Source organism: Streptosporangium sp. NPDC004379 (genome assembly GCF_042873875.1).
Lineage (GTDB): Bacteria > Actinomycetota > Actinomycetes > Streptosporangiales > Streptosporangiaceae > Streptosporangium.
Genome location: NZ_JBIAMC010000020.1, coordinates 1 through 25321, shown reverse-complemented (window position 1 = coordinate 25321; position 25321 = coordinate 1). Strand labels below are relative to the sequence as shown.

The 25321-nt window shown below is 72.5% G+C and carries 20 protein-coding genes and 1 rRNA gene; all 21 read right to left on the bottom strand.

Going from position 1 to position 25321, the window contains the following annotated elements:
- Positions 1 to 6: 6 nt before the first annotated feature.
- On the bottom strand, positions 7 to 1752 hold the full coding sequence (locus tag ACFYSC_RS31710; protein ID WP_389968950.1) for a serine/threonine-protein kinase: 1746 nt from the start codon (positions 1750 to 1752) through the stop codon (positions 7 to 9).
- A 154-nt stretch (positions 1753 to 1906) separates the two neighbouring features.
- Positions 1907 to 2563 carry a DoxX family membrane protein gene (locus ACFYSC_RS31705; protein WP_389968949.1) on the bottom strand — a complete coding sequence of 219 codons (657 nt, stop codon included), beginning with the start codon at positions 2561 to 2563 and terminating at the stop codon, positions 1907 to 1909.
- 284 nt (positions 2564 to 2847) lie between these two features.
- Complete coding sequence (locus ACFYSC_RS31700) at positions 2848 to 4137, bottom strand: glutamate-5-semialdehyde dehydrogenase (RefSeq protein ID WP_389968947.1); 1290 nt, start codon at positions 4135 to 4137, stop codon at positions 2848 to 2850.
- A gap of 24 nt (positions 4138 to 4161) precedes the next feature.
- Complete coding sequence (proB, locus tag ACFYSC_RS31695; RefSeq protein WP_389968945.1) at positions 4162 to 5286, bottom strand: glutamate 5-kinase; 1125 nt, start codon at positions 5284 to 5286, stop codon at positions 4162 to 4164.
- Between the two features lie 87 nt (positions 5287 to 5373).
- A complete protein-coding gene (obgE, locus tag ACFYSC_RS31690; protein ID WP_362937482.1) occupies positions 5374 to 6726 on the bottom strand; it encodes a GTPase ObgE in 1353 nt (450 codons plus the stop codon).
- A gap of 103 nt (positions 6727 to 6829) precedes the next feature.
- Entirely contained in the window at positions 6830 to 7087 is a 258-nt protein-coding gene (gene rpmA, locus ACFYSC_RS31685; RefSeq protein ID WP_355641020.1) for a 50S ribosomal protein L27, read from the bottom strand.
- A gap of 19 nt (positions 7088 to 7106) precedes the next feature.
- Positions 7107 to 7409 carry a 50S ribosomal protein L21 gene (gene rplU / locus ACFYSC_RS31680; RefSeq protein ID WP_362937478.1) on the bottom strand — a complete coding sequence of 101 codons (303 nt, stop codon included), beginning with the start codon at positions 7407 to 7409 and terminating at the stop codon, positions 7107 to 7109.
- A 268-nt stretch (positions 7410 to 7677) separates the two neighbouring features.
- Complete coding sequence (locus ACFYSC_RS31675) at positions 7678 to 10680, bottom strand: Rne/Rng family ribonuclease (protein WP_389968942.1); 3003 nt, start codon at positions 10678 to 10680, stop codon at positions 7678 to 7680.
- Positions 10681 to 10777: 97 nt separating this feature from the next.
- Positions 10778 to 11566 carry a TIGR03936 family radical SAM-associated protein gene (locus ACFYSC_RS31670; RefSeq protein WP_389969111.1) on the bottom strand — a complete coding sequence of 263 codons (789 nt, stop codon included), beginning with the start codon at positions 11564 to 11566 and terminating at the stop codon, positions 10778 to 10780.
- 99 nt (positions 11567 to 11665) lie between these two features.
- Positions 11666 to 13576, bottom strand: coding sequence for a TIGR03960 family B12-binding radical SAM protein (locus ACFYSC_RS31665; RefSeq protein ID WP_389968940.1), 1911 nt, complete (start codon positions 13574 to 13576; stop codon positions 11666 to 11668).
- Between the two features lie 17 nt (positions 13577 to 13593).
- Complete coding sequence (locus ACFYSC_RS31660) at positions 13594 to 14487, bottom strand: phosphotransferase family protein (RefSeq protein ID WP_389968938.1); 894 nt, start codon at positions 14485 to 14487, stop codon at positions 13594 to 13596.
- 111 nt (positions 14488 to 14598) lie between these two features.
- On the bottom strand, positions 14599 to 15762 hold the full coding sequence (rodA, locus tag ACFYSC_RS31655; RefSeq protein ID WP_389968936.1) for a rod shape-determining protein RodA: 1164 nt from the start codon (positions 15760 to 15762) through the stop codon (positions 14599 to 14601).
- Positions 15763 to 15868: 106 nt separating this feature from the next.
- Positions 15869 to 17932 (bottom strand): penicillin-binding protein 2, encoded by a 2064-nt coding sequence (gene mrdA, locus ACFYSC_RS31650; RefSeq protein WP_389968934.1) that lies wholly within the window; start codon positions 17930 to 17932, stop codon positions 15869 to 15871.
- A gap of 175 nt (positions 17933 to 18107) precedes the next feature.
- Complete coding sequence (mreD, locus tag ACFYSC_RS31645; RefSeq protein WP_362937457.1) at positions 18108 to 18635, bottom strand: rod shape-determining protein MreD; 528 nt, start codon at positions 18633 to 18635, stop codon at positions 18108 to 18110.
- A 3-nt stretch (positions 18636 to 18638) separates the two neighbouring features.
- Entirely contained in the window at positions 18639 to 19688 is a 1050-nt protein-coding gene (mreC, locus tag ACFYSC_RS31640; protein ID WP_389968932.1) for a rod shape-determining protein MreC, read from the bottom strand.
- Positions 19688 to 20719: a rod shape-determining protein gene (locus ACFYSC_RS31635; RefSeq protein WP_362937451.1), complete on the bottom strand. Its 1032-nt coding sequence runs from the start codon at positions 20717 to 20719 to the stop codon at positions 19688 to 19690. The genes mreC and ACFYSC_RS31635 overlap by 1 nt, the downstream gene beginning before the upstream one ends.
- A gap of 197 nt (positions 20720 to 20916) precedes the next feature.
- Positions 20917 to 21327, bottom strand: coding sequence for a nucleoside-diphosphate kinase (ndk, locus tag ACFYSC_RS31630; protein ID WP_362947209.1), 411 nt, complete (start codon positions 21325 to 21327; stop codon positions 20917 to 20919).
- A 201-nt stretch (positions 21328 to 21528) separates the two neighbouring features.
- Positions 21529 to 23340 (bottom strand): hypothetical protein, encoded by a 1812-nt coding sequence (locus tag ACFYSC_RS31625; RefSeq protein WP_389968929.1) that lies wholly within the window; start codon positions 23338 to 23340, stop codon positions 21529 to 21531.
- A gap of 11 nt (positions 23341 to 23351) precedes the next feature.
- Positions 23352 to 23720, bottom strand: a complete 369-nt coding sequence (locus ACFYSC_RS31620) for a DUF4233 domain-containing protein (RefSeq protein WP_362947204.1) — start codon at positions 23718 to 23720, stop codon at positions 23352 to 23354.
- The gene (locus ACFYSC_RS31615; protein ID WP_362947212.1) at positions 23717 to 25009 is read right to left on the bottom strand and encodes a folylpolyglutamate synthase/dihydrofolate synthase family protein; all 1293 of its coding nucleotides are present in this window, start codon (positions 25007 to 25009) and stop codon (positions 23717 to 23719) included. The genes ACFYSC_RS31620 and ACFYSC_RS31615 overlap by 4 nt, the downstream gene beginning before the upstream one ends.
- 224 nt (positions 25010 to 25233) lie before the next feature.
- Positions 25234 to 25321 (bottom strand): 5S ribosomal RNA (rrf, locus tag ACFYSC_RS31610); the annotation flags it as partial.

The following is a 25321-nucleotide window of genomic DNA, read 5'->3' as shown; positions in this document are numbered from 1 at the left end:
CGCCGGTCAGAGGCCGAACGCGAGGGCGACAGCCCGCACGGCCGTCGCGCAGAGCGCGACGAACCCGCCCAGCACGGTCAGCGCGCGCAGCCCCTGCCTGCGCAGGTCACGAAGCTCGGGGATCCGCGAGCTGACCCTCTCGATCTCACGACCGGCGCCCCAGCCGCAGACGACGCCGAACACGACGCCGGCGACGGCGACGGGCCCGGGCCGCAGCCACCATTCGGGCGGCAGCTCCCCGCCCAGGATCGCCCACAGCGTGAACCCGGCGAGCCCCGCGGCCGGCAACCCGGGCCAGGCCAGCACGGTCACCAGCGACACCGCGAAGGTCGGTGGAAAGGTCACCGCGCGCAGCACGCCGCGCGTCCCGGCCGAGCCGCACCGCCGTACCAGCCAGTGCCCCATCCAGATCGCGCGGGCCAGCCCGGCGAAGACCGCGGTGACGGCGAAGGTCGCCAGCGGCCAGATCACCGTGGCCACCACGCACGGTACGGCCAGCACGGCCAGCAGGAGCAGCGCCGCGCTCCCCGCGGGCAGCGGGCCCGTCCTGACCGGGGCGCCCTCCGCGGCAGGGGCGGTCCGTCTCCTCACCGCCCGGCGGGCGGGCACGGACCCGTCCGCCACGGCGGGGTGCCCGCCCCGCGGCGGCTGCGGCTCACCGGGGACCGGGGTCCGCTCGTCGTCTCCGGGGCGGCTCCCCCGGACCGTCCGGTCCGGCGCGGGACCCGGCCGGGGCCCGCGGGCCGCCTCCGCCGTCTTCGCCGCCGCCCTGGCGGTCTTCGGGGGATCCACCGTCTTCGCCGCCGCCCTCGCGGCCTTCGGGGGCTCCTCCGCGGTGGCGGTGGCGGCCCGGGCCTCCGGTTTCCCTGACACGACGCGCTCCCCGGCGCGCGCGCTCCGCTCCCCCTCACGCCCCGCGCTCTTCGCGGGCGCGGCCCCGGCCGAGGCGATGGCGGTGGCGCGGGCCAGGCGGCCGAGGCGGGTGGCGAGGACGGCCGCGGTGGGGCGTTTGCCGGCCTCGCGGTGCAGGGCCGCCCGGACCAGGGGCAGCAGCGCGGCGGGCACCCCCGCGAGGTCCGCCTGGCCGTTCAGGATCGCGTACATCTGCGCCTCGACCGTGCCGCGGCCGAAGGTGGGGCGCCCGGTGGCGGCGAACGCGACCGTGGCGGCCCAGGCGTGCACGTCGACGGGTTCCCGCACCGGCTCGTCGGCGAACAGCTCCGGAGCGGCGTAGCCGGGGGTGCCCAGGAAGGTGCCGGTGAGGGTGAGCCGGGTGGCGTCGAGGACCTGGGCGATGCCGAAGTCGATCAGGACGGGCTCGCCGCCGGGACCGAGCAGCACGTTCGAGGGCTTGAGGTCACGGTGCACGACCCCGGCCGCGTGGATGGCCGACAGCGCGGTCGCCAGCCCCTGCGCCAGGGTGACGAGCCCGGCTCCCCGGAGCGGACCGTCACGCCGCACCCGCTCCAGGAGGGTGTCGCCCTCGATGTACTGCATGACCAGGTAGGGCCGCTCGCAGGCGAGGTCGGCGTCGAGGACCCGGGCGACGTAGGGGCTTTCGATCCGGCGCAGGGCGCGGACCTCGCGTTCGAGCCGCGCGCGGGCCTCGGAGTCGGCGTCGACGACGTCATGGAGCATCTTGAGCGCCACGATCTCGCCGCGGCGGTTGGCGGCGAGGTAGACCTCGCCCATTCCACCCCGGCCGAGGCGCTCCATCAACGTGTAGGGGCCGATCCGCCCGAGTCGCCCCACGTGCCCTCCCGTGTCGGCCACATGGGTCCGAGACCGCCTGTGCCTGTCGGGTCGCTCGCTCGCGCTCGCTTCCCTGCCTCCAGCCCAAAGGAGACAACACCATAGCGGGCGGGGACGACGAATTTACGGCGGCGCGCCGTACTTGGGGGAAACATCAGTGGCCCGTGGCGTCTCCCCGAGGAGGGCCGGACCCGCCCGCCGACGTGGGCGGCTGCCCCGGCGACGACTCCGGCCGGGCAGGAGACCCCTCCGGCGAGCGATCCGCCGGGACGGACGGCTGCTCCCCCGGCCGGCCCGCCGGGGCGGCCGGCTGATCCGGCGACCGGTCCGCCGGAGCGGTCTGCCGGGGCCCGGCCGTGAGCGGCGGAACGTACGGCAGGCCCGCCTCGTCCCGCCGCCGCCGCTCCCTCCGGCGGCCGAAGAACAGGTGATCCAGGCTGATCCGGCCCGCGCCACCGGCGGCCAGCAGCAGCGCGGCCGAGCCGAGTGCCCCGGCCAGCTCGAAACCGCCCTCGCCGACGAACAGAGCGCGCCGGTGCACGAACAGGACGGCGCCGAGCATGTCGATCGCGAGCAGGAGCCCGGCGAGCGGGGTCAGCAGGCCCAGGATGAGCAGGATCCCGCCGATCAGCTCGACGACGATGGCGTACCACGCCGACGCCTCCGGCAGGGGCACGCCCATCCCGGCGAACTGCGCCGCGGTGGCGCCGGCCCCGCCGCCCGTGAGCTTCTGCCATCCGTGCGCGACGAAGACCACGCCCACCACGATCCGGGCGATCAGCGCCGCCACGTCGTAGAGGGAGCGCCTCATGGCCGGACCCGCCCGCCGCGCGGGCCACCGGACGGCCTTCCCGGAGCCGCGGCTTCCCACGGAGGACGGCCGGCGGCCGGAATCGTGATCACTGCGTCCATGTGACCAAGTCAAACGGCACCCGGCCGCGATCACACGGAGCGACACGCCATCACGGAAGGCAACGAAGGGTCACGGACACCGGAGGTGTGCGGGACCGCCCGGCCGCCCGGCTGTCCTGTCGCCCGGCCGCCCGGCTGTCCTGTCGCCCGGCCGCCCGGCTGTCCTGTCGCCCGGCCGCCCGGCTATCCGGCGCGGGACTCCGGCCGGGCGAGGACCGTGCCGGTCGCGGTGCGCAGGTGGCCCTCCCCGGTGTAGATCCACTTGGTGGAGGTCAGCTCGGGCAGGCCCATCGGGCCGCGCGCGTGCAGCTTCTGGGTGGAGATGCCGATCTCCGCGCCGAACCCGAACTCGCCGCCGTCGGTGAACCGGGTGGAGGCGTTGACCGCCACCGCCGCGGAGTCGACCGTCGCGACGAACCTGCGCGAGGCGGTGACCGAGCGGGTCACGATCGCGTCGGTGTGGCCCGAGCCGTACTCCCTGATGTGCGCGACCGCGTCCTCCAGCGAGTCGACCACGGCCGCGGCGATGTCGAGGGAGAGGTACTCCTCGCGGAAGTCGGCCTCACCGGCCGGGACCACGTCGCCGTAGGCGGCGATCCGCTCGTCACCGTGCACCGTCACCCCCTCGGCGGCCAGCGCGGCCAGCGCGCGCGGCACGAACGCGTCGGCGACGGCCGCGTGCACCAGGAGCGTCTCGGCGGCGTTGCACACCGAGGGCCGCTGGACCTTGGCGTTGAGGAGGATCTCGACGGCGAGGTCGAGGTCGGCGTCGGCGTCGACGTAGACGTGGCAGTTGCCGACACCGGTCTCGATCACCGGGACCGTCGACTCCTCGACCACCGAGTTGATCAGCGAGGCCCCGCCGCGCGGGATCAGCACGTCGACCAGGCCCCGGGCCCGCATGAGCTCCTTGACCGAGTCGCGGGTCTGACCGGGCACCAACTGCACCGCCCCGGCCGGCACCTCGGTGCCGGCCAGCGCCTCCTGCATGACCTTCACCAGCGCGGTGTTGGAGGAGTACGCGCTGGACGACCCGCGCAGCAGTACGGCGTTGCCGCTCTTCAGGCAGAGCGCCGCGGCGTCCACCGTCACGTTGGGGCGGCCCTCGTAGATGATGCCGACCACCCCGAGGGGCACCCGGACCTGGCGCAGCTCCAGCCCGTTGGGCAGCGTGCTCCCCCGGATCACCTCGCCCACCGGGTCGGGCAGGTCGGCGACCTGGCGGACCGCCTCGGCGACGGCCCGGACACGGGCCTCGTCGAGCCGGAGCCGGTCGATCATGTACTCGGAGGTGCCGCCCTCCCGCGCCCGCTCCACGTCGAGCGCGTTGGCCTCGACGATCTCGGCGGCCCTGGCCACCAGGGCGTCGGCCACCGCCCGGAGCGCGGCGTCCTTGGGCGACCGCGGCAGCGGGGCCAGCTCGGCGGCGGCCTCTTTGGCCGCCCGGGCCACCTTCAGGAATTCCTCGGACATCTCGCGCTCCATGCGAACCGGAAACTAGTGCTGGGTCTCCAGTATGACGATGTCGTCGCGATGAATCAGCTCACGCTCATATTCCGGACCGAGGTCGGCGCCCAGCTCCCTGGTGGAGCGGCCCAGCAGGCCGGGGATCTCCCCGGCGTCGAAGTTCACCAGACCGCGGGCGACGACCCGGCCGCGCGGCCCGCACAGGTCCACCGGGTCGCCCGCGGCGAACTCGCCCTCGACGGCGGTGACCCCGGCGGGCAGCAGCGACTTTCGGCGGCCCACCACCGCCTCGACCGCGCCGGAGTCCAGGTGGAGGCGGCCTCTGCCGGTGGTGGCGTGCGCCAGCCACAGCAGGCGGGTACCGGGGTGGCGGCCCTCGGGGTGGAAGTAGGTGCCGATGTCGGCGCCGGCCAGGGCCTGCGCGGCGTGCGCGGCGGCGGTCAGCACGACGGGCACGCCCGCGCCGGTGGCGATCCGGGCCGCCTGCACCTTGGTAACCATGCCGCCGGTGCCGACCGCGCCGCCCCTGCCCAGCTCGACGCCCACGAGATCGGCGGGCCCGCGCACCTCGGTGAGCCTGCGGGCGCCCGGACGGCGCGGGTCGCCGTCGTAGAGGGCGTCCACGTCCGACAGCAGCACCAGCGCGTCGGCGCGGGTCAGGTGGGCGACCAGCGCGGCGAGCCGGTCGTTGTCGCCGAAACGGATCTCGTCGGTGGCCACGGTGTCGTTCTCGTTGACCACCGGGACGATGCCCAGCTCCAGCAGGCGGCCCAGCGTGCGCTGGGCGTTGGCGTGGTGGGAGCGGCGCATCATGTCGTCGGCGGTCAGCAGCACCTGGCCGACGCGCAGGCTGTAGCGGGCGAAGGAGGAGGTGTAGCGGGCGACCAGCACCCCCTGCCCGACGGAGGCCGCCGCCTGCTGGGTGGCGAGGTCGCGCGGCCGCGCGGGCAGGCCCAGCGGCCCCAGACCCGCCGCGATCGCCCCGGAGGACACCAGCACGAGCTGGGTGCCGGCCGCGCGGCGGGCGGCGAGCACGTCGACCAGGGCGTCCACCCGGTCGACGTCGATCGTCCCCTGCGGGGTGGTGAGCGAGGACGAGCCCACTTTCACGACCAGGCGTGCGGCCGTACGGATCCGATCGCGCCCATCGTCCACGACACGTACCTTCCTCGAAAAAGGGGTCCCCGCGGCCCGTCACGACGGCCCGTACGCCGGGGGACGCCGGGGGCCGTGGAAAGCAGGTTATCCGAGCCGGTTGTCCGTGCCCCGCGGCCCCTGGTGCACGGCCTCGGCGTTGAGCGTCGGCTGCCAGTCGAAGATGTAGCCGTTCTCCATGGACCCGATGATCACCTCGGCGCCGGCCTTGGCGCCCGCCTTGGTGAGCTCCTCCTCCACACCGAGCCGCTCCAGCCGGTCGGCGAGGTAGCCGACGGCCTCGTCGTTGGTGAAGTCGGTCTGGCGGATCCACCGCTCCGGCTTGGCCCCGGTGACCTGGAAGGTGTTGTCGTCCACCCGGCGCACCGCGAAGCCGGTGTCGCCGAGCTGGCGGGGCCGGATGACCAGGCGGGTCGGCTCGGGCACGGGCGCGGCGGCCCGGGCGGCGGCGACCATCTCGGCCACGGCGTAGGTCAGCTCCGGCAGGCCCTCGTGCGTGGCCGCCGAGATCTGGAAGACCCGCAGCCCCCGCTCCTCCAGCATCGGCCGGACGATGTCGGCCAGTTCCCGGGCGTCGGGAACGTCGGCCTTGTTGAGCACGGCCAGGCGCGGCCGGTCCTCCAGCTTGCCGTACGCCGCGAGCTCGGCCTCGATCGCCTCGTAGTCGCTGACCGGGTCGCGGCCCGGCTCCATGGTGGCGCAGTCGATCACGTGCACGAGCGTGTTGCACCGCTCGACGTGCCGCAGAAACTCGTGTCCCAGGCCCTTGCCCTGCGACGCGCCGGGGATGAGACCGGGCACGTCGGCGACGGTGAAGACCGTGTCGCCGGCGCTGACGACGCCGAGGTTGGGCACCAGCGTGGTGAACGGGTAGTCGGCGATCTTCGGGCGGGCCGCCGACAGCGCGGCGATCAGGGAGGACTTGCCCGCGCTGGGGAAACCGACCAGCGCCACGTCGGCGACGCTCTTCAGCTCCAGCATCACGTCGAGGGCGTCGCCGGGCTCGCCGAGCAGCGCGAAGCCGGGGGCCTTGCGCTTGGTGGAGGCCAGGGCGGCGTTGCCCAGCCCGCCGTGACCGCCCTCGGCGATCACGTAGCGGGTGCCGGCGCCGACCAGGTCGACCAGGACCTCCCCGGTGGAGGCGTCCTTGACCACGGTGCCGTCGGGCACCGGCAGGATGACGTCCCCGCCGTTGGCTCCGTCGCGGTTGCCGCCCGAGCCCTGCTTGCCGTTGGCGGCCTTGCGGTGCGGACGGTGGTGGTACTCCAGCAGCGTGGCGGTGCTGGGGTCGACCTCCAGGATCACGTCGCCGCCGCGGCCGCCGTTGCCGCCGTCGGGACCGCCGAGCGGCTTGAACTTCTCCCGATGGACAGAGGCGCAGCCATGTCCCCCGTCACCGGCCTTGATGTGCAGGACCACCTGGTCCACAAAGTCCGGCATGTCTGCCTTCTTACCCCTATCTCAGGAAAAACCGCTCATAAAGCGAACAGGGGTGGATCGCCTATGCGACCCACCCCTGCCGTTGACGTCTGGCGGCGCGAACCTACTCCGCGACCGGGACGATGCTCACCGCGCGGCGACCGCGCTTGACACCGAACTGCACGTGACCCGCGGCCAGCGCGAACAGGGTGTCGTCACTACCGCGGCCGACGTTGTCGCCCGGGTGGAAGTGGGTGCCGCGCTGGCGGACGATGATCTCGCCGGCGTTGACCAGCTGGCCGCCGAAGCGCTTCACGCCAAGCCGCTGCGCGTTGGAGTCACGGCCGTTCCGAGTGGACGACGCGCCCTTCTTGTGTGCCATCTCGCAAAACTCCCGAAACTCAGGCCTGGTCGATGCCGGTGATCTTCACCTGCGTGTAACGCTGGCGGTGACCCTGGCGCTTCTTGTAGCCGGACTTGTTCTTGTACTTGAGGATCCTGATCTTCGGACCCTTGGTCTCACCGAGAATCTCGGCGGCGACGGTGAACTTGCCCGCCTCGGTGGTCACGTCGCCATCGTTGACGACGAGCACCGTCGGCAGCGAAACCTTGGAACCGACCTCGCCGGCGACCTTGTCCACCTCAAGGACGTCACCGACGGAGACCTTCTGCTGCCTGCCGCCGCAACGAACGATCGCGTACACCGCGGAACCCTTCTTCTGACTACTTGCTCGCTGGATGCTGCGCCCCGCATCCGGCTATGGTCACTGATGTCGACCGACGAACCGGGTAGACGCGCGAACAGGGCGCGCCACGAGCGCACCGGTTCACCAGCTTACCGGATTACCGGTGTCCTGGTCGAACCGGGCGGAACGCCGGAGCTGTCGGCCACCGACCGTGCCCCGCGGGCTCCCCGCCGCCCAGGGCGCCTGTACGGCGCCGCCGGACGACGGGATTCGCGAGGCGGCCCGGTCAGTCGGCCGACCTGGCCTTCCGGGAGCGTCGCCGCCCCCGGCCGGAAGTCTGCATGGCCTGAGCATCTCCGTCAGGAGCGTCATCAAGCGCATCGGTCACCGTATCACGGCCGGACTGGTCGTTGGCCGCGACCGCCTGACCGCCGTCCTTGGTGAGCTTCTCCGCGACGGCCTTCTCGATGGCCATCTTGCCCTGGGTGCCGCGCGGCTCCGGCTTGCCCTCGACCGGTTCGGCCGAGACGTGCAGGCCCCGGCCGTTGCAGCACTCGCAGACGGTGGAGAACGCCTCCAGCAGGCCCTGCCCGACCCGCTTACGGGTCATCTGGACCAGCCCCAGCGAGGTCACCTCGGCGACCTGGTGCTTGGTGCGGTCACGGGCCAGGCACTCCAGCAGCCGCCGCAGCACCAGGTCACGGTTGCTCTCCAGCACCATGTCGATGAAGTCGATGACGATGATGCCGCCGATGTCCCGCAGCCTGAGCTGGCGGACGATCTCCTCGGCCGCCTCCAGGTTGTTGCGGGTCACCGTCTCCTCGAGGTTGCCGCCCTGACCGGTGAACTTGCCGGTGTTGACGTCGACCACCGTCATGGCCTCGGTCCGGTCGATCACCAGCGAACCGCCGCTGGGCAGCCAGACCTTGCGCTCCATCGCCTTGGCGATCTGCTCGTCGATGCGGTAGGCGGCGAAGACGTCGCCGTCGCCGTCCCACTTCTTGAGCCGGTCGGCCAGGTGCGGGGCGACATAGCGGACGTACTCGTCGACCGTCTCCCACACCTCGTCGCCCGCCACGACCAGCGAGGCGAAGTCCTCGTTGAAGACGTCGCGGACCACCCTGACGGTCAGGTCGGGCTCGGAGGACAGCAGCTCCGGCGCGCTGGCCGACTTGGCCTTGCGCTGGATGTTCTCCCACTGGGCCGACAGCCTGGCCACGTCGCGGCTGAGCTCCTCCTCGGAGGCGCCCTCGGCGGCCGTGCGGACGATGACGCCGGCGTTCTCCGGCATCACCTTCTTCAGGATGCTCTTGAGGCGGGTGCGCTCCTTGTCGGGGAGCTTGCGGCTGATCCCGGTCATCGAGCCGTCGGGCACGTAGACCAGGTAGCGGCCCGGCAGGCTGACCTGCGAGGTGAGCCGCGCCCCCTTGTGACCCATGGGGTCCTTGGTGACCTGCACCAGCACCGACTGGCCGGACTTCAGCGCCACCTCGATCCGCTTGGGCTGGCCCTCCAGCCCCACGGTGTCGAAATTGACCTCACCGGCGTACAGGACCGCGTTGCGGCCCTTGCCGATGTCGACGAACGCCGCCTCCATGCTCGGCAGGACGTTCTGCACCTTGCCGAGGTAGACGTTGCCGACGTAGGACTGCCCGGCCTCGCGGTTGACGTAGTGCTCGACGAGGACGCCGTCCTCCAGCACCGCGATCTGGGTCCGGCCGCCGGTGCGGCGGACCACCATCATGCGCTCGACGGACTCGCGGCGGGCCAGGAACTCCGACTCGGTGATGACCGGCGGACGCCTGCGGCCGAGCTCGCGCCCCTCGCGGCGGCGCTGCTTCTTGGCCTCCAGGCGGGTCGAGCCGCGCACGCTCTGCACCTCGTCCAGCAGGCTGCGGCCGGCACGGGGCGCGCGGATCCGCACCACGGTGTTCGGCGGATCGTCCGGCCCCTCGTCCGCCTCCTCGGTGCCCCTGCGGCGGCGGCGACGGCGGCGGCGCGAGCCGCCCGTCTCCTCCTCGGCCTGCTCGGCGGCCTGGGGCTGGGCCGGGGACTCCTCCTCGGCCTGCTCCGGCTCCTCCTCCTCGCCCTCCTCCAGGTCACGGGTGCGGCCCCGGCCGCGCCCGCCCCTGCGGCGGCGACGGCGACGGCCACCGGCCTCGTCGTCACCCTCGGCCTCGTCGTCGACGCCCTCCGGGGACGTCTCCTCCTCGGCCTGCTCGGCGGGCTCGGGCTGGGCCTCCGGCTGCGCCGGCGCGGGACGCGCGGCGGGCGCCTCGGCCCGGTGCGGATCAGGGGCCTGGAAGAGCGGCTGGAAGATCGCCGCCGGCGGCTGGAAGTTCAGCGCCGGGACCTCCGGGCGCTCACGCTCGGCCATCCCGAAGGGGTCGGAGAACAGGCCGGGACGCTCCTCGACGATGTCCTCACCGGCGGGCTCGTCGTCCAGTGCCTCATCGACGGGCGGCTCCGGAAGGAGGTCCGCGGCGTCCTCCCCGGGCAACGCGGCCTCCGGGGCTCCCGGGGCCTCGGCGCCGCCCGTGATCCACGCGGTGCCGGCGGCCTCCGCCGGCGCCGCGGCCGGGGACTCGCCCGCCTCGGCGACCGGCTCGGCCTCCGGGGCCTCCTGCCGAGCCGCCTTCCTGCGGGTACGGGTGCGCTTGGCCGGCGCGGGCCTCTCCTCCGCCTGCCGGGCCTCGTGTGTCTCCGGCGCCTGCGGGGCCTCCGGTGTCTCCGGCGCGGACGCCGCCTCCGCGGACTCCTGGGCCGACGGCGTGGACGCCTGGGCCTGCGGCACGGAGGCCGTCTCGGCGGGCGCACCGGCATCCGGCTCGGCCACCGGTTCGGCGGTCGCCTTCTTCGCACGGCTGCGCCGGGGCTTCGCGGGCACCGCCTCGGCCGCCTCGGCCGCCTCGACCTCAGCCTCGGCGGTGGTGGCCGCCTTGCGCCGGGTCGCGCGCTTGGGCTTCACCGGCTCCGGCACGGCCTCGGGCTCGGCTCCGGGCTCCTGGGCGGCGGGCCGTACGTCCTCGGTCCCGGCGGGTCCGGCCGTCGGCGTCACCACCGGCTCGGGCGGCAGGCCCGCCGCGGACGCCGCGGGCTCCTCCCGCTCGGCGGCAGGCGGGGCCGTCACCGGCGCGGGCGCGTTCAGCACCGCGGGCGGGGACTCCGGCTCCTCCGGCGGAGGGCCGGCCGGCCTGCTGGCGGACCGCCTGCGGCGGGCCGGCTGGATCTGTTCTGTTCTGTCCTCGCCGGGGCCGTTCGCCCCGGCGCCGGGCTCGTTGTCGAGCATGCGGGCGCTCTCCCGTCAGCTCCCGGGCGCGTCTCCGCGCCGCGCGGGAGCTCTCGTCTCTCGCTGTACGCCGGGCCGCGCGGCCCGGCGCCAAGTCCTATAGATCGCCGCCGACGTGCCGGCCCACCGGTTCCGTTTCGCCGCCGCGCGTCATGTCGCGGTCCAGGCCGAACGGGTCGGCGGGCCCACCGGTACTCGCGTCCAGCGGTCCCTGCGCCAGCCTGGTCACCTCGGGGGGCACCGGCGGCGCGAAGCCTGCCAGAAGACGCAGTCCGGTGAGAACGTCGTCGGGTCGAACGGCAGGAGTTGCGTGCCGTACAACCATGCGAAGTATGACACATGGCCGACCGGACCCCTGACCTGCTGTTGTCTCGGTTCTCTCTGTTCCCTCGGTCACCTCGAGGCCCAGCACCGCCTCCCGAGCGTCGAAGCGGCGCAGACCCTTCTTGGTCATGCGCTCCACCTCGATCCGCTCGGCGGCGACGAACCGCTCGACCGCCTCCCTCGCAAGGACGGGGTCGGCCTGCGGAAGGCGTATCTCCCACGCCGAGCACTCCAGCCGGTCGGCCAGGCTCTCGGCGCCCGCCACGACGACGTCGAGCACGTCGACGCCCGGCGGCAGGGAGTCGTCGAGCGCGGTGCGCAACCACTCGGGGTCGCACTCCCGCGTCACGCTGATCTCAAGGTATTCGGCCTCGCTCGCCACCCCGGTGGCCGCGACCGCGCCCACGTAGGAGATCCTGGGGTGCGGCGAGAAGCCTGCGCTGAACGCGACCGGGACGCCGGCGCGCCGGACGGCGCGCTCCACGGCCCGGGAGACGTCACGGTGACTCGTGAAACGCAGGCGGCCACGCTTGGCGTAGCGGACACGCAGCCGCTGCGCCACGGGTGCGGGCGGAGGCCCGTCGGGAACGGGTTTCAGGGTGGTGTCGTCCTTCCAGATCGTGGTTCGTCGAAGGGCGGCCGCGCTCACGCACGGCCTACCTCAGACAACCGTCAGTGGCAGCAGCTTCTTCCCCGTGGGCCCGATCTGGATCTCGGTGCCCATGGTGGGGCACACGCCGCAGTCGTAGCAGGGGGTCCAGCGGCAGTCCTCGACCTCGACGTCGTTGACGGCGTCCTGCCAGTCCTGCCAGAGCCATTCGCGGTCGAGGCCGGCGTCGAGGTGGTCCCAGGGCAGGACCTCGTTCTCCTCGCGCTCGCGCGTGGTGTACCAGTCGATGTCGATGCCGGCCTCGGCCGCGCAGTCCATCCAGCGCCGGTAGGAGAAGTGCTCGCTCCAGCCGTCGAACCGGCCGCCGTTCTCCCACACCGCGCGGATGACCGCGCCCACCCGGCGGTCGCCGCGGGAGAGCAGGCCCTCCACGATCGACGGCTTGCCGTCGTGGTAGCGCATGCCGATGGCCCGGCCGTACTCCTTGTCGCCGCGCAGGGCGTCCTTGAGGGCCTTGAGCCGGCGGTCGACCGTCTCGTGATCGGCCTGGGCGGCCCACTGGAACGGCGTGTGCGGTTTGGGAACGAAGCCGCCGATGGAGACCGTGCAGCGCACGTCACGCGACCCGGTGGCCTCCCGGCCGGCCTTGATGACCTTCCTGGCCAGGTCGGCGATGCCGAGGACGTCGGCGTCCTCCTCCGTGGGCAGGCCGCACATGAAGTAGAGCTTCACCTGCCGCCAGCCCTGGCTGTAGGCGGCGGTCACCGTCCGGATCAGGTCGTCCTCGGTGACCATCTTGTTGATCACCTTGCGCATCCGCTCCGAGCCGCCCTCCGGGGCGAACGTCAGACCGGAACGACGGCCGTTGCGGGAGAACTCGTTGGCCAGGTCGATGTTGAAGGCGTCGACCCGGGTCGAGGGCAGCGACAGCGAGGTGTTGGTGCCCTCGTAACGGTCGGCCAGGCCCTTGGCCACCTCACCGATCTCGGAGTGGTCCGCCGACGACAGCGACAGCAGCCCGACCTCGTTGAACCCGGACGCGCTGACGCCCGCCTCGACCATGTCGCCGATCGTGGTGATCGAACGCTCACGCACCGGACGGGTGATCATGCCCGCCTGGCAGAACCGGCAGCCGCGAGTGCAGCCGCGGAAGATCTCCACGCTGAACCGCTCGTGCACGGTCTCGGCCAGCGGGACCAGCGGCTTCTTCGGATAGGGCCACTCGTCGAGGTCCATCACCGTGTGCTTCTGCACCCGCCACGGCACCCCGGACCGGTTCGGCGCGACCCGCTGGATGCGGCCGTCCGGGTGGTAGGTGACGTCGTAGAACCTGGGCACGTAGACCCCGCCGGACTCGGCCAGCCGCAGCAGCAGCTCGTCACGCCCGCCGGGCGAGCCCTCCTCCTTCCACTCGCGGATCACCTCGCTGATCGCGATGGCGACCTGCTCGCCGTCGCCCAGCACCGCGGCGTCGAGGAAGTCGGCGACCGGCTCGGGATTGAAGGCCGCGTGGCCCCCCGCCAGGACGATCGGGTCGTCGTCGGTCCGGTCGGCGGCCATCAGCGGGATGCCGGCCAGGTCCAGCGCGGTCAGCATGTTGGTGTAGCCCAGCTCGGTGGCGAAGGAGATGCCGAGCACGTCGAACGCCCGCACCGGCCGGTGCCCGTCGACCGTGAACTGCGGGACGCCCTCGGACCGCATGAGCGCCTCAAGGTCGGGCCAGACGGCGTAGGTGCGCTCGGCCAGCGTCCCGGGCAGCTCGTTGAGGATCTCGTAGAGGATCTGGACGCCCTGGTTGGGCAGGCCCACCTCGTAGGCGTCCGGATACATCAGAGCCCAACGGACCGTGGACCCGTCCCAGTCCTTGACGGTCGAGTTGAGCTCACCCCCGACGTACTGGATCGGCTTCTGCACCCTGGGCAGGAGCGCTTCCAGGCGGGGAAACAGCGACTCGACAGACATGCCCCAAGCCTATCCGGCTACGGGAGGTGCCACAGGCGGTCGTCCCCCGCGCGCAGCGATCCCAGCCGGTGCCCCAGCTCGTCACGCGCCCAGGCGTCCAGGTGCGCCCGGCGCAGCAGGGCCGTCAGGGTCTGGAGATCCCGGATGTCCCGCAGCACCGGATACCCCGCCTGGGACCTGGCGTCGTGGCCGTACGCCTCGCTGAAGTTCGCCAGCTGCCGCTCGGTCAGCCCGAACCGCGCGCCGTGCAGGGTCGGGACCAGATCGGCCTCCCGCGGCCCCGAACACGCCCACTGCCAGGACCGCAGCAAGAACCCCCGCGGCGTGCGGATCATGTTCTCCCGGCGGGCGTCGCCGTGCACCAGCCCGTACGGCAGCGCGAACTCCACCTTCCCGTACGCCTCGGCCAGCGCGTCGCAGCGCCCCAGCAGCCATCCCCGGTCCTCGCGGTCCAGCACCGGGCACTCCCCGGCCGCCCGGCGCACCGCCCCGAGCGGGTCGCAGGCCGGCAGGTCGAACGGCACCAGCGGCAGGGCGTGCAGCCGCCGCAGCAGCGGCCCCAGCAGCGCCGGGTCTGGCGGCGGCCCGATGTGCTCCTGCCGCCGCCAGAAGGTCGCCAGGAACCCCTCGGCGGCGATCGGCTGCTCCACGTCCAGGGGGCGGTCCGCCGGGAACCCCCGGTCCGCCAGCCATCGCGCCACCCGCACCGAGACGGCCGGCCGTTCGGCCTCGTCCGGCGCGTCCTCGCGGGCCAGCCGTATCGTCACCCCCTCGGCGGCCAGGTGGCAGACCAGCCCGGCGGCGTCGTGCCCCACCCTGAATCCGCTCGCGTTCAGCCCGGCCTGCCGGCACGAGCGGGTGAGCGCCCCGGTCACCCGGGGAAGAAGCGAACCCTCCACGGCGATCGTCATCGTCCACTCCTGTCTGAAATCCGCGCCGGCCCGCCCACGGGCCGGCGACGCCGGTGAGCGGGGGAGGGTTCGAGACCGGGGACGGGCGGGTGGCTTCCATCGCGGCCGGTCTCAGAACGGCCGCTGACGGATGTGGATCGCCTGGAGCAACCCGACGGCGATCATGTTCGCGAAGGTCGCGGTGCCGCCGTAGGAGACGAACGGCAGGGGCAGCCCGGTGATCGGCATGATCCCGATCGTCATCCCGACGTTGACGAAGGACTGGAAGCCCAGCCAGCACACGATCACCCCGGCCGTCAGCGCGCCGAACCGGTCGTCGCACCGGCGGGCGATCCGCATCCCCCGCAGCAGGATCACCGCGAGCAGCGCCACCACCATGACCGAGCCGAGGAAGCCGAACTCCTCCCCCGCGACGGTGAAGACGAAGTCGGTGTGCTGCTCGGGCACGAACCGGCCGGTGGTCTGGCCGCCGCGGAACAGTCCCTTGCCGAACAGCCCTCCCGAGCCGATCGCGATCAGCGACTGGGTGCTGTTGTAGCCGACGCCCCGCGGGTCGCTGGCGGGGTTGAGGAAGGCGGTGAACCGCGCGATCTGGTACGGCTCCAGCACGCCGAGGAACCACACGCCCACGGCCCCGGCGACCACGAGCAGGCCCAGCCCGAGGACCCACCGCTTGCGCACCCCCGCGATGACCATCGCGGCGGCGGTGATCACTCCCAGGACCATGGTGGTCCCCAGGTCCGGCTGGAGCATCACCATCCCCATGGTCAGGGCGGCCACCGCCAGCGACACCACGACGTCCAGGCCGCGCGGGCGCTCGCCGCCCTTGGCCGGCTGGGCCATCAGCATGGCGAGCATCAGCGCCAGCCCGAGCTTGGCCATCTCCGACGGCTGGAAGGCGAACCCGCCGCCCAGCAGGATCCACGAGTGCGCGCCGTTCACCGTGGAACCCAGCGGCGTGATCACCAGGATCAGCCCCACGAACGTCACGGCGTACACCAGCGGCGCGTACGCCCGCAGCCTGCGGTGGTTGACCATCGTCGCCAGACCGGTCAGCACCGCGCCGATGGCGAGGTTGAGGACGTGCTTCTTGACCAGCCCCGTGGAGCCGGGCGCCCAGGTCCGGGTCGACGACCACACCAGCAGCGTGCCGATCACCGAGAGCGCGGCGACCGCGACGAGCAGCACCCCGTCCATCCGGCCCACCACCGAGGAGGCGGCCATCGCCCGGCGGGCCAGCGACCTGCGCGGCGGGTTGATCACCCGGGCGGTCACCGCGCCACCGTCCTGTCCCGCACGGTCGCGGGCACCGCGGGCACCGCGATCATCGCGGTCCCCGTCCCGTCCCGCACGGTCGCGGTCTCGGTTTCGGTCGCCGCGGTCACCGCGCCACCGTCCCGTCCCGCTTGATCACCGGCGGCTCGGACGCCGGACGCCCGGCCGGCAGCGCCGCCGGAACCTGCCCGCCCTTGGACGAGATGCCGTAGATGCCCTCATAGATCTTCCGTACGGCCGGGGCGGCGGTCTCGGCGCCCATCCCGCCCTGGGAGACCATGACGACCACCACGAACCTCGGGTCGCCGGCCGGCGCGAACGACGCGAACCACGAGGTGTCGGCCTTGCCGTACACCTCGGCCGTGCCGGTCTTGCCGCCGATCCGCACCCGGTTCATCGGGAAACCGGCGAAGGCGCCCGCGGCCGTGCCGTCGGAGGGCACGTCGCTCAGCGCCGCCCTGATGTAGTTGCGCTCCCGCGCCGAGATCGGCAGCCGGCCCACCACCGGCGCCTTGATCTCCTTGACCATGGTGCCGTCGGGCCGTACCAGCGCCCAGCCGAGCCGGGGACTGCGCAGCCTGCCGTCCCCCGCCAGCGCGGCGTAGGCCGCGGCGAGCTGCAGCGGGGTCACCAGCACGTCACCCTGGCCGATGGAGAAGTTCGCCGCGTCACCCGGCCGCAGCAGGTAGCCCTCCAGACAGTTCTCGTACGCCAGCTGCTTGAGGAAGGCGGCCCGGCTCTGGTCGGTCCTGGCGACCTCCGGGTAGCCGGTCTTCGCGCGGCGGCAGTTGACCTCCTTGGTGGCCTCCCAGATCTGCTTCTTCCAGTCGCGGTCCGGGATCCGCCCGGCCGACTCGCCGGGCAGGTCCACGCCCGTCGGCCGGCCGAACCCGAAGGCCCGCGCCATGGTCGCCATCGGCTGCTTGGCGGTCCCCTTCGGCCGCAACCCGCCGTCACGCAGCCACTCCTCGTAGGCCGCCCGGTAGAAGATCGTGTCGCAGGACTTCACCAGCGCGGTGTGCAGGTTCATCGTGCCCATGCCGATGCCGTGGAAGTTGCTGAACGCCCGGCTGCCGACCATGAAGGAACCCGGGCAGTCGTACTGGCCGTGCAGCGGGTAGCCGTCCCGGAGCATCGCCGACACCGAGGAGATCTTGAAGGTCGAGCCCGGCGCGAACTGTCCCTTGATCGCCCGCGACACCAGCGGCTTGCGCGACTTCTCGGACAGCAGACGCTGGTACTCCGCCTCGGAGATGCCGCCCGTCCAGACCTTCGGGTCGTAGGTCGGCGCACTGGCCAGCGCGATGACCCTGCCGGTCCGCACGTCGAGCACCACGCCCGCCGCGCCGTCCGCCCTGGGCGCGGACTTCATGGCCTCGGCCAGGGCCTTCTCGGTCACCGCCTGCACCCTGGCGTCGATGCTGGTGATGAGCGTGTCACCGGGAATCGGCGCGACCTGCCGCTCCACCCCGATGACCTTGCCGAGCCGGTCGACCTGCACCCGCCGGATCCCCGGCACCCCTCGCAGCTCCGCGTCGTAGACCGCCTCCAGCCCGTCGCGTCCCACCAGGTCGACGCCGGAGAACGACGCCTTGAACCCCTCGCGCTTCTCCAGCTCCTCCTGCGTGATCGGCTGAAGGTAGCCCAGTGCCTGGGCCGCCGCGCTGCCGTGCGGGTACTGCCGCACCGCCTGCACCTCGGCGGTCACCCCGGGGAACTCCTCCTGCCGCTCCAGGATCTGCAGGGCCTCGCGCGTGGTGACCTCGTCGTCGATCGGGATCGGCTGGTACGGCGAGCCCGGCCAGCACGGCCGGGTGACCCCGGGACCGCAGGACCTGATGCGCTCGCGCAACCGCTCGGGACTGCGGTTCAGGACCGCCGCCAGCTTCTGCAGGACGGTCCTGCCGTTGCCCGCCATCCGGTTCAGGCTCGTCCTGTCCACCGAGACCACCAGCCGGGTCCGGTTGCGCACCAGCGGCCGCCCCGCCGCGTCGAGGATCTGCCCCCGTACGGCCGGCACGACCACGTCACGCGTCCGCGTCTCGGTCGCCGCCTCCGTGAACTCCGCGTAGCGCACCACCTGCACCTGCCAGAGCCGTACGGCGAGCAGCGCCATCAGCGACATCACCAGCGCCTGGATCACGACCAGCCGCCCCCGCATCCGGATCATGCCCGCCCCCCGTCACACCCGGCCCACGGCCTCCCCCGCCCGTCCCACCGGATCCCGCACGTCCCCAACCCGTCCCGCCGGATCCCGCACGCTTCCCGCTCGTCCCGCCGGATCCCGCACACCCGCCGGCCCGCCCCCTGCGGCCCGCACCGACCACACGCGGTGACCCGCGCGCTCACAGACGGCTCCGCGCCGGATACCGCACCGGCCGCGGAGCCCGCATCCGGGGACCCCCGGCGACCCTCCTCGCCAGCCCCGCCACAGGCAGGGCCGCGACCACGTCGTAGACGGCCTCCCCGGGCAGCGTGGCCGTCAGCACGTCCTCACCGAGCCGGGCGTCACCGAACAGGGCTCCTGCCGCCGCGGCGAGCACCGGCCCGGCGACGGCGCAGGTGAGCGTCGTGATGATCCTGGCCTCGGGATGGACCTCGGCCATCCGCCCGGCCGCGAACCCGACCAGGCACAGCACCAGGGCGTACTGCCCCATCACGTGCGCGGCGGGCGGCAGCACGTCGTTGAGCAGCCCGGCGAAGAAGCCCATGACCGTCCCGGCTGCGGCCCCACGGGCCTGCGCGTAACCGATCACGGTGAGCAGCACCAGGTCGGGGGCGACGTCCCCCGGCAGCGGCAGGCGGTTCACCACCGCCACCTGAACCACCATGACCAGCAGGAGGAACCCGGCGGCGAGCGCGTCCCGGCCCATCGGTCAGATCCCCCCGCGCTGCGGGCCCGGAGCCACCGCCTCGGGCGGCACGTCGCCCCGCCCACCCGGCGCCGCCTCTTCCTCCGGCGTGTCCTCCGTCTCCGGCGCGTCACCTTCGCGGCCCGGCGCCTCCCCACGGTCCGGCCCGCCCCGCGCCTTGCCCTTCTTCTCCTTCGCCGCCTGCCGCGGCGCGCCCGGCAGGACCACGTCACGCGGTTCACGCGTCGGCGCCTGCACCACCACGCCCACCACGTCGAGCGCGGTCAGATCCGCGTACGGCCGGGCGTAGGCCACCCGGGTCAGCTCCCCCGGCGTCGCCTCCACCCGTTCCACCACCCCGATCGGCACCCCGGCCACGTACGGCACGCCGTGCTGGGAGCCGAAACTGACGATCCGCCGGCCAGGAACGATCTGCGCCGTGGAGTCGAGCAACCGGAAACGCAGCAGGCGGCCACCGGACCCCACGCCGTGCACCACCCCGATCTCGTTGTTCCCCTCCAGGCGGGCTCCGGCCGCCGACGCCGGATCGCTGAGCAGCACGACGGTCGAGGTGGACCGCCCCGCCTGGACCACCCTGCCGACCAGGCCCTCGCCGTTCAGCACCGTCATCTCCGTCCGCACCCCGTCCGCCGTGCCGACATCGAGCTCGACGGCCTCCTCGAACCCCGGCGTGCCCCGCCGGGCGATCACCTGCGCCGGGACGATCCGGTATCCGGCGACGCCCGCCGCTCCGAGCAGGCGGTGCAGCTGCGCCGAACGCTGCCGGTCCAGGCCCTGCGCCACCAGGTCACGCCGGAGCCGGCCGTTCTCGGCGCGCAACTCCTCGATGCGGCGCCGCGCCTCCGGCGCACCGGTGATCATCGCGACGAACCTGCCGACCGGCCGGACGATGTCGGCCCCCGCCCTCTCCGCGGCGCCGAACACCGTCGTTCCCGCCTCCTTGAGGGGGGTGAGCGGGGAGGCTCCGCCGGTCCGGTGGTCGACGGTCATCAACACGAGAGCCGCGGCCAGCAGCATCCCCAGGCTGATCCGTGCGCGGCGCGTGTCCTTCATCAGTGCCGCGGCTCCGGGACGAGGACCTGCTGCAGCGCCTCGAAGTCCTCGACGCACTTGCCGGAGCCGAGCGCGACCGAGTCGAGGGCGTTGTCCACCAGGTGGATCGGCATGCCGGTCTCGTCCTTCAGCCGCTCGTCCAGGCCCTTCAGCAGGGCGCCCCCGCCGGTGAGCGCGATCCCCCGGTCCATCAGGTCGCCGGACAGCTCCGGCGGGCACTTGTCCAGCGTGGTCTTGACCGCGTCCACGATCGCGTTCACCGGCTCGTCGGTGGCCCGGCGGATCTCGGCGGCCGACACGACGATCGTCTTCGGCAGGCCGCTGACCAGGTCCCGGCCGCGGATCTCCGCGTGGCCCTCCTCGGGAAGCGCGCAGGCCGAGCCGATCGCCATCTTGATCTCCTCGGCGGTGCGCTCGCCGAGCATGAGCGAGTACTCCTTCTTGGCGTAGCTGATGATCGCCTGATCCAGCTCGTCGCCGCCCACCCTGATCGACTGGCTGGTCACCACGCCGCCCATCGAGATGATGGCGACCTCGGTGGTGCCGCCGCCGACGTCGACCACCATGTTGCCGGTCGGCTCGTGCACGGGCAGGCCCGCCCCGATCGCCGCGGCCATCGGCTCCTCGATGATGTAGACCTGCCGTGCCCCCGCCTGGTAGCCGGCCTCCTTGACCGCCCGCTGCTCGACGCCGGTGATCCCGCTCGGCACCGCGATGATGATGCGCGGCTTGGCGAACTGGCTGCGCCGGTGGACCCGCTGGATGAAGTAGCGGAGCATGCGCTCGGTGACGTCGAAGTCGGCGATGACGCCGTCCTTCAGCGGCCGGATGGCGACGATGTTGCCCGGAGTCCGGCCGATCATGCGCTTGGCCTCGATGCCGATGGCGACGATCTTTCCCGTGACCATGTTCATCGCGACGACGGACGGCTCGTTGAGCACGATGCCCTTGCCCCGGACGTACACCAGCGTGTTCGCGGTGCCGAGGTCGACCGCCATGTCGCGTCCAAGGAAAGCAAGCTTGCTGCTCATGGGGAAGGCGGCCCTCCTTCCGTCAGGTCGTCGGCGAAAACTACAGAACGCACTCGAATCGTAACGTGATGTACCCACCCCTGAGCGCAATGAGCCTGCCAGCTCCAGGAAAATCTTAAGTCGCGGCAAACACGCCGGGCCCCGCCGTCCTCCCCGATGATCTTCGGGGAGGACGGCGGGGCCCGGCGGCGCGGCCCTTAGAAGCGGTCCGGGAAAAAGATCTTGATCTCGCGGGCGGCGGACTCGGGCGAGTCGGAGCCGTGGACCACGTTCTCACCGATCTCCAGGGCGTGGTCACCGCGGATGGTGCCGGGGGCGGACTTGACCGGGTCGGTCAGGCCGGCCAGGGCGCGGAAGGCCTCGACGGCACGCGGGCCCTCGACCACCATGGCGACGAGCGGGCCGGAGGTGATGAACTCCACGAGCTCGCCGAAGAACGGCCGCTCGGAGTGCTCGGCGTAGTGCACCTTGGCGGTCTCGGCGTCGAGAGTGCGCAGCTCCAGCGCGACGACCTTCAGGCCCTTGCGCTCGATCCGGGCGATCACGTCACCGATGAGGCCGCGCGCGACACCGTCGGGCTTGATCAGGACAAGGGTGCGCTCGGACACTGAAGTTCTCCTTCGAACAGGGATGGCTCGCAGACTGCGTGAACGGGCGAAGTTTACCGTCCCGGAGCCGGCCGCCGTTGCGCGGCGGCCGTACGGCGGCCGATCCGGAAAGCGATGGAGACGCCGGTCCGGGAAGCGGCGGGAACGCGGGAGCGGAGCCGGAAGCGTTCGGTCTCAGGAAGTGTCATCGGGGAGCCCTCATCAGGGGCGGTCCGGACCGTCCGTGTCCTCCGGCGACGGCGTGGGCGGTGGCACGACCGGCATCGTGCCGGTGCGTTCCGGCCTCGGCCACGGCTTCGGGCCAGGCTCGGGAACAGGCTCGAACCGGGGTTTCGGCCCGGGCCGGGGCCCTCCCGGCTCACCGCCCTCCTTCCGGCCGGTCTCCGCCCCCATCTCCCGCTCACCATCCTCTGACGAGGCGCCCGGGACCCTCACCGCGGACGGCTCTCCATCGTGGATGACGCCACCGGGGGCCATCGGAGTCTCCGTGGTGCCCGCCGTACCGGGTCGGGAGGAGTCGGACGCCTCGGATGCGGAATCCGGGAACGGATCCGGGGCCGACGGCCGGGGCACACCGCTCACCGACGCCGGGGAGCGGCGCACGAGGAACGCGCCGAGGACGATGACCACGATCACCAGACCGCCGCCCACCAGAGCCCACCGGTACAGCGCTTCGACGAAGGCGTCGACCAGAGCCTCCGGGGTGCCGGCGCCTCTGAGAATGATGAACTGCACCCCGCTGCCCAGCAGGAAGCCCGAGAGGACCCCGGGGAAGAACAGCGACAGCGCGAAGAGCGCGGCCTCGGTGCCCGACGGGCGCAGCGCGGAGGTCAGGGCCACCGCGGCGCCGACCGCGAGCAGCGCCAGGGGGAAGACCAGGGCCAGGCCGTCGGAGGAGGGCAGCAGTACCTCCACCGCGCACAGCCCCGCCACCACGACCGCCATGCCGCTCGCCGCGGCCGTGGACATGACGGCGTCCCCCAGACGGCTCACGGCCAAGGCCGCGATGACGGCCGCCACACCCGCGACCACGAAGGCGGGCCACAGCCCGGACAGGCCCGGACCGCCCAGACCGCCCAGCTCGACGTTGGTCACCTGTGCGGCCGTTGGCAGGACCACGACACCGATCACGAGCACCGTGTAGGCGGACGCCCTGCCGTCGGCACCCCCGGAGACGGCCGCCGAGGCCACCCCGAACAGGGCGGCGATGGACAGCGTGGCCGCGACCAGCAGCAGTCCCGGCGACCAGTCGTAGGTGCTGCCCAGTGCCAGGGCCGCGATGCCCGCGGCGGGCACGACGGCCATCAGCAGCCGCCCGCGCCCCCTGGTGTCGCCGGGCTCCCGGGTGCCGTCGGATCTCCAGGCTCCGCCGGGTCTCCGGGTCCCGTCATCTCTCAGCCGGAGCACGAAGTAGGCGGCGGCCAGCACGAGCGCGACCCCCGTCAGCATGGGATACGGCTGAAGCGCGACCCTCCAGGACCTGACCTCGTCCAGCGGCCACAGCGCCAGCGCCTGCGCCGCCAGGAGGCTCACCGCGAGGACGGCGCACCACAGCGCCCGCAGAAGCGGAGAACGCTCACAGACCGCGGCCAGGGTCGCGGGCACCACCAGCCCCGCACCGATCCCGTGCAGCACCCGCAGCACTCCCACCAGCAACGCGGAGCCGGCGTACCCTCCGGCCGCGTCGGCCACGGCGAGAAGGGCCAACCCGGCCACCAGTATCGGCGCCGCCCTCCGGCGGCGCACGGCGAGCGCCGCCAGCGGCACGGTCAGCACCGTCGCGGGCAACGCCAGCCCGTGCGCCCGCATCATCCCGATCGGCGAGATGTCACGCGGCAGCAGAGCCGACACCACCGAGATGGTGTTGGGCAGGGCGACGATCGCCAGCGGAAGTGTCACCGCGACGAGCATCCCGAGGACGACGTCGAGCGCCGAAGGGGCACGGAGTGCGCGCGCCAGGCCGGTGGGCTCGGCGGCCACCGCCCGAATCGGCTGAGTGGGAGGGACGGCCATGTAGGCCGACTTTAGCGGGAAGTCACGCCCTCGACACGGCGAGCGACGAATATCGCCGTGATCCAGAGAACGGCGAAGATCCCACCGAGGAAGAACATGGTCGAAACCATGAACCCCGAAGCGATCGCCAGCACCTGGATCACGCTTCCGGCGATGTAGGCGAAGGGCCGCTTCAGCATGCCCGCGACCAGCACGCACAGCACCGCCAGGCCCAGCCCCACCGTCAGCGCGACGGCAGGTTCGATGTTCTGGACGTTGATGGCGACCGGGGCGAACAACCCGACGACGATCGCCTCCATGCCCAGCACACTGGCGCAGAGCCGCCGCATGCCCGGGGTGACCGTGATCGCCTTTCGTCTTCCGGCCGACGCCTCACTCATCCGGCCTCGCCTGCCTTGAGCAGCAGCCTCGCGTCGCCGGCGGTGACCACGGAACCGGTGATCAGCACTCCTGCGCCACCGAACTCCCCCGCCTCGTCGGCGATCGCGATCGCCTTGTCGATCGCCTCGTCCAGACGGTCGGCCCGGTGGACCCGATCGGGATCGAAGATCTCCTCGGCCAGCGTGGCGAGCTCGTCGACGTCCATCGACCTGGGCGAGGAGTTACGGGTCACCACGATCTCGTCCATCATGGGTTCGAGCAGCTCCAGAATTCCCTCGACGTCCTTGTCGGCGAACATCGCCACCACCCCGACGAGCTTGTCGAAGCCGAAGGATTCCTGGACCCCGTCCAGGGTCGCCTCGATGCCGCCCGGGTTGTGCGCGGCGTCCAGGAGCACCGTGGGCCCCCGCCGCACGACCTCCAGCCTGCCCGGCGAGGTCACCCGCAGGAACGCCTGCCGGACCAGCTCGGGGTCCAAAGGCTCGCTCCCGACCGTCAGCGCCTCCACCGCGGCCAGCGCGCAGGCGGCATTGCTCGCCTGGTGTGCTCCGTACAGGGGAAGCAGGACCTCGTCGTAGGTCTCCTTGAGGCTCTTCAGCTGGAGAAGCTGGCCGCCCACCGCCACCTCCCGGCCGAGCACACCGAACTCCAGCCCTTCCCTGGCGACGGTGGCACCGACCTCCGCGGCCCTGCGCATCAGGACCTCCGCCGCGGGAAGCTGCTGCTGAGCGAGTACGGCCGTCGCCCCGGGCTTGATGATGCCGGCCTTCTCGCCCGCGATGGTCTCGACATCAGGACCGAGATACTCCATGTGGTCCAGTGAGATGGGCGTGATGACCGCCACCGCTCCGTCTGCGACGTTGGTCGCGTCGAAGCTGCCGCCCATCCCGGTCTCGATGACCGCGATGTCGACGGGGGCGTCGGCGAACGCCACGAAGGCCATGGCGGTGAGGGTCTCGAAGAACGAGAGCCTGCGCCCCTTGGCATCGATCATCTCGAGGTAGGGAAGGACATCCTCGTAGACCTCGGCGAATCGCTCCTCGCTGAGCGGAGTGCCGTCCACGGAGATGCGCTCCCGCATGGAGACGAGATGAGGACTGGTGAACCGGCCGACCCGGAGGTTGCGCTCACGGAGAATCGTCTCGATCATCCGGGTCGTGGTCGACTTCCCGTTGGTGCCGGCCACGTGTATCACCTGGTAGGAGCGCTGCGGGGAGCCGAGCACATCCATGAGCGCGGAGATCCTGTCGAGCGTGGGCTCGAAGTTCCACTCGACGCCGCGTTCCATGATTGCTCGTTCGACTGCCTGATAGTCCACGTCTCAAGCCTACTGACCGCGTGGTCGGGCTCCCGACGCCCCCGAACCCGGGAGCGATGCGAGGGCCGGCAGGCGCTTCCGAGCTCCCCGCCGTACGGCACGACAGCGCCGTAGAAACACCCGTGCGGAAACCCGGGAAACGCGAAAAAGCGGGGCCCCGGACGACGAACGTCCAGAGCCCCGCTACAAAGATTGTCCGGCGGCGACCTACTCTCCCACACCGTCCCCGGTGCAGTACCATCGGCGCTGAAGAGCTTAACTTCCGGGTTCGGAATGTAACCG

Coding starts and splice junctions, on each gene's coding strand:
- ACFYSC_RS31705 (WP_389968949.1), bottom strand. CDS start 2,563: ATGAGGCGCTCCCTCTACGACGTGGCGGCGCTGATCGCCCGGATCGTG.
- ACFYSC_RS31700 (WP_389968947.1), bottom strand. CDS start 4,137: ATGTCCGAGGAATTCCTGAAGGTGGCCCGGGCGGCCAAAGAGGCCGCC.
- obgE (WP_362937482.1), bottom strand. CDS start 6,726: ATGCCGGACTTTGTGGACCAGGTGGTCCTGCACATCAAGGCCGGTGAC.
- rpmA (WP_355641020.1), bottom strand. CDS start 7,087: ATGGCACACAAGAAGGGCGCGTCGTCCACTCGGAACGGCCGTGACTCC.
- ACFYSC_RS31675 (WP_389968942.1), bottom strand. CDS start 10,680: ATGCTCGACAACGAGCCCGGCGCCGGGGCGAACGGCCCCGGCGAGGAC.
- ACFYSC_RS31665 (WP_389968940.1), bottom strand. CDS start 13,576: ATGTCTGTCGAGTCGCTGTTTCCCCGCCTGGAAGCGCTCCTGCCCAGG.
- ACFYSC_RS31660 (WP_389968938.1), bottom strand. CDS start 14,487: ATGACGATCGCCGTGGAGGGTTCGCTTCTTCCCCGGGTGACCGGGGCG.
- mrdA (WP_389968934.1), bottom strand. CDS start 17,932: ATGATCCGGATGCGGGGGCGGCTGGTCGTGATCCAGGCGCTGGTGATG.
- mreD (WP_362937457.1), bottom strand. CDS start 18,635: ATGGGCCGGGACGCGCTCGCCGCCGGGTTCCTCCTGCTGGTCATGGTG.
- mreC (WP_389968932.1), bottom strand. CDS start 19,688: ATGAAGGACACGCGCCGCGCACGGATCAGCCTGGGGATGCTGCTGGCC.
- ACFYSC_RS31635 (WP_362937451.1), bottom strand. CDS start 20,719: ATGAGCAGCAAGCTTGCTTTCCTTGGACGCGACATGGCGGTCGACCTC.
- ACFYSC_RS31625 (WP_389968929.1), bottom strand. CDS start 23,340: ATGGCCGTCCCTCCCACTCAGCCGATTCGGGCGGTGGCCGCCGAGCCC.
- ACFYSC_RS31620 (WP_362947204.1), bottom strand. CDS start 23,720: ATGAGTGAGGCGTCGGCCGGAAGACGAAAGGCGATCACGGTCACCCCG.
- ACFYSC_RS31615 (WP_362947212.1), bottom strand. CDS start 25,009: ATGGAACGCGGCGTCGAGTGGAACTTCGAGCCCACGCTCGACAGGATC.